The sequence below is a fragment of the Pseudomonas sp. RA_35y_Pfl2_P32 genome (assembly GCF_963970735.1).
Taxonomy (GTDB): Bacteria; Pseudomonadota; Gammaproteobacteria; order Pseudomonadales; family Pseudomonadaceae; genus Aquipseudomonas.
The window spans coordinates 1-434 of record NZ_CAXAQF010000376.1 but is presented as its reverse complement, the minus strand read 5'-3'; the positions used below and the strand labels follow the sequence as shown (position 1 = coordinate 434).

Sequence of the window (434 nt, the reverse complement as noted above, 5' to 3'; positions counted from 1 at the left end):
ATGCTGTTCGCCGGCTACACCTTCGTGCTCGGCCTGATCAAGCCGAGCCACGTGCCGCCGGTGCCCAAGGAAGCGCGCACCCTCACCGGCTGGGCGCTGTGGAAGAAGTGCCTGATGGGCATCATTCCCTCCGCCGTGCTGATCTTCGTCGTGCTCGGCACCATGATGATGGGCCTTGCGACCCCGACGGAAGCCGGCGCCATGGGCGCGGTCGGCGCCATCGTACTCGCCGCGATCCACCACAAGGATTTCACCTCGAGCGACCGCAAGATCCTGATCATCGGCGTGATCGCCGCGGGCATCGGCACCATCGTCGCGATGCTCTACAGCGAGAACATCGTCTTCAAGCTCGCCTTCGCCATCACATATCTGGCGGTGGCCTGGATCTGCATCCAGGCCGCGCGCATTCCCGACCTGCGCGACCTGATCAAGCA

General features: G+C 64.5%; 1 protein-coding gene. It reads left to right on the top strand.

Annotation, left to right across the window (positions count from 1 at the left end):
• On the top strand, window positions 1–434 hold a 434-nt coding region (locus AACY45_RS28780), incomplete at both ends, for a TRAP transporter large permease subunit (RefSeq protein ID WP_339548874.1).